This is a genomic window from Mesorhizobium sp. M7A.F.Ca.US.005.03.2.1, from assembly GCF_003997795.1.
Classification (GTDB): Bacteria; Pseudomonadota; Alphaproteobacteria; order Rhizobiales; family Rhizobiaceae; genus Mesorhizobium; species Mesorhizobium ciceri.
This window is the reverse complement of record NZ_RZRP01000869.1, coordinates 1-2,588: the sequence shown is the minus strand read 5'-3', so window position 1 is coordinate 2,588 and position 2,588 is coordinate 1. Positions and strand designations below refer to the sequence as shown.

Genomic DNA, 2,588 nt, shown 5'->3' with positions numbered 1-2,588 from the left:
ATCCAGCAGAGCCTGCATTTCCGGCGCCCGGAATTTCAGCGACAGCGACATGCCTGGCGCGATGCCGCCGAAAGCGGCGAAGGCGGCGGCGTTGGCATGGACGATGGTGGCAGCCCGGTCGAAGATGATGAGCGGATCGGCGACGGCGGCGGCCAGATATTCACCCGAGAGCCGCTGCAGGCCGATGGCCTCGATGGCAGCGCCGCTGCCGGTGGATTGGCGCGCGCCGCCGGCCGGCAGTATTGCCGCTGCAAATAGCAACAGCAGCGCCGCGAGGACGATATAGGCTGAAATCCCGGCCAAGGCATAAACGGCGACGACCGCGACGACGCCGGCCGCAAGCAGCCAGCGGCTGTTCCACAGCCGTGCGGCCATGGTTTGCGCGATGCCTCTCTGCTCTGTGTCCAGGTCAGCCATCTGCCCGCGGGCCCGCACCCCATGCCTTCGCACCCGGTCCACGGTGGCGGAAAAACTTCCACTAGACCGTTCCGGAGGCTCCCCATAGCATGAGTCCCGAAGCTGGAAAGGGTTCGTCTCGATGAAAAAAGCCAAGGAAAGTCCCGCCGCGCCAACTTCGGGGCCGCTGAAGATCAGGATCGGCGGCAAGGAGCGGGAGTTCGATATCGAAAACCCCGTGCTTCCCGACTGGGTCGAGGACAACAAGCTGACTGCCGGCGGCTATCCCTACGACAAGAAGATGAAAAGCGATGAGTATGACGAAACGCTCGAGAAGCTGCAGATCGAGTTGGTCAAGGCGCAGGCCTGGCTGCAGTCGACCGGCAAACGGGTGATGGCGCTGTTCGAGGGCCGCGACGCCGCCGGCAAGGGCGGCACGATCTTCGTGGTGCGCCAGTACCTCAATCCGCGCACCGCACGCAACGTGGCGCTGACCAAACCGACCCCGACCGAACTGGGGCAATGGTACTACCAGCGCTATGTCGACCATTTCCCGACTTCAGGCGAATTCGTCACCTTCGACCGCTCCTGGTACAATCGCGCCGGCGTCGAGCCGGTGATGGGTTTCTGCACGCCGCAGCAGCACGAGCAGTTTCTCGACGAGACGCCGCATTTCGAGCGGATGATCTCCAACGAGGGGATTCACTTCTTCAAATTCTGGCTGAACATCGGCCGGGAAACGCAGCTCGAGCGCTTCCACGACCGCCGCTACAGCCCGCTGAAGAGCTGGAAGTTTTCGCCCATCGACGTTGCAGGCATCACCAAGTGGGACGACTACACCAAGGTGCGCGACACAATGTTCGAGCGCACCCACAAGGAATTCGCGCCGTGGATCATCGTACGGGCCAATGACAAACGGCGCGCGCGGCTGGCGGTCATGCGGCGCATCCTGTCGTCTCTGCCCTATGAGGGGCGCGATCTCGAAATCATCGGCAAGGAAGACAAGAAGATCATCGGCGAAGGGCCGTCATTCCTGGGAAAACAGGATTGACGCTTTTTTGCGTCGCGCGGCAAGGAACCGCGCGACGCAATCATGATGCTTAAGCCGCCAGCCTGGCGATACGCTGCAATCGCCGCAGCGTCGTATCATCCTGCAGCGCCTGCTGGAAAAGCGAGATCTCCTGATCGATGCGGTCGCAGAGGGCCTCGGTGTTCCCCTTCAGCAGGCCGCGCGTCTGCAGCAGGGCGGCGACCGGCTTCTTGACGAGCTGTCTTGCCCGACCAAGGGCCGCCTCCTCGACGGTGCCTCCCGGCACGATCTCCGCGACCAGGCCGAGCGCCCTGGCATCTTCGGCGCGAAGCGTGTCGCCGAGGCAGAAGAAGCGGAAGGCACCGGCGTAGCCGAGCTTCTGCGGCGCCAGGATGCTGGTCGCCGCATCCGGCACCAGGCCGAAATCGACGAACGGCACCCTGAACGTGCTCTCATCGGACGCGATCACCATGTCGCAATGGAACAGGATGGTGCAGCCGACACCGACGGCATCGCCATCGACGCAGGCAAGGATGGGCTTTGGAAACGTCGCCAGCGTGCGGAACAGGTCGGTGACGGCGGCGATCAGTTTCTGGTGCTTGGTGGCGTCGAGGAATTCGGAGAAGTCGCCGCCCAGACAGAAACAGCCTGCCAGGCCGCGCAAGACGACGACGCGAACCTCCTCATTGTCGGCTGCTTCATGGAAGGTCCTTGCCAGGCTTTCATAGGCCCTCCTGTCCAGCACCGGCCGGCCGTCACTCGACGACACGGTGACCACCAGCGTGTGGTTGCGAAGTTCAGGTTGCGGATGTGTGCTCATGACTGTCTCCGATCTCATGACGCACGCCTTTGCCCGAGCATGTCGGGATATCCCCTGGCCAGCACGGGAGCAAAATGATTGCGGCGCGACCGCACCACATCGAGTGTGTGCTCGTTGAAGGTCAGCAAGGTGGCGACCACCTGCTGGTTGCCATAGGTGCGCTGATAGCCAAGCGGGGTCGCCAGGAAATGCAGTTGCAAGGCGCGCAGCACCCACATCGGCTCGAACTCGATGATCACCTTGTCGACGCCGCGCTTCAGCCCCCACTCGACGAAACCGGCAATCAGTTCGGTGCCGACGGTCGCAACGCCGCGACGACCATCGCGACACACGGGAGCCACC

General features: G+C 63.2%; 2 protein-coding genes and 2 pseudogenes. 1 reads left to right on the top strand and 3 read right to left on the bottom strand.

Translation table 11 applies throughout. The features are described from left to right. Positions 1-417: pseudogene (locus EN991_RS31720) on the bottom strand (two-component sensor histidine kinase); the annotation flags it as partial. Between the two features lie 121 nt (positions 418-538). On the opposite strand from EN991_RS31720, the gene ppk2 reads away from it, so the two are divergent. After that, on the top strand, positions 539-1,447 hold the full coding sequence (ppk2, locus tag EN991_RS31715; protein WP_013533648.1) for a polyphosphate kinase 2: 909 nt from the start codon (positions 539-541) through the stop codon (positions 1,445-1,447). A 49-nt stretch (positions 1,448-1,496) separates the two neighbouring features. Here ppk2 and EN991_RS31710 read toward each other — a convergent pair whose 3' ends face one another. Together EN991_RS31710 and EN991_RS31705 are read right to left on the bottom strand one after the other, a co-directional pair. Continuing rightward, the gene (locus EN991_RS31710; protein ID WP_013533649.1) at positions 1,497-2,246 is read right to left on the bottom strand and encodes an enoyl-CoA hydratase-related protein; all 750 of its coding nucleotides are present in this window, start codon (positions 2,244-2,246) and stop codon (positions 1,497-1,499) included. A 14-nt stretch (positions 2,247-2,260) separates the two neighbouring features. Beyond that, a pseudogene (locus EN991_RS31705) lies at positions 2,261-2,588 on the bottom strand (autoinducer synthase); the annotation flags it as partial.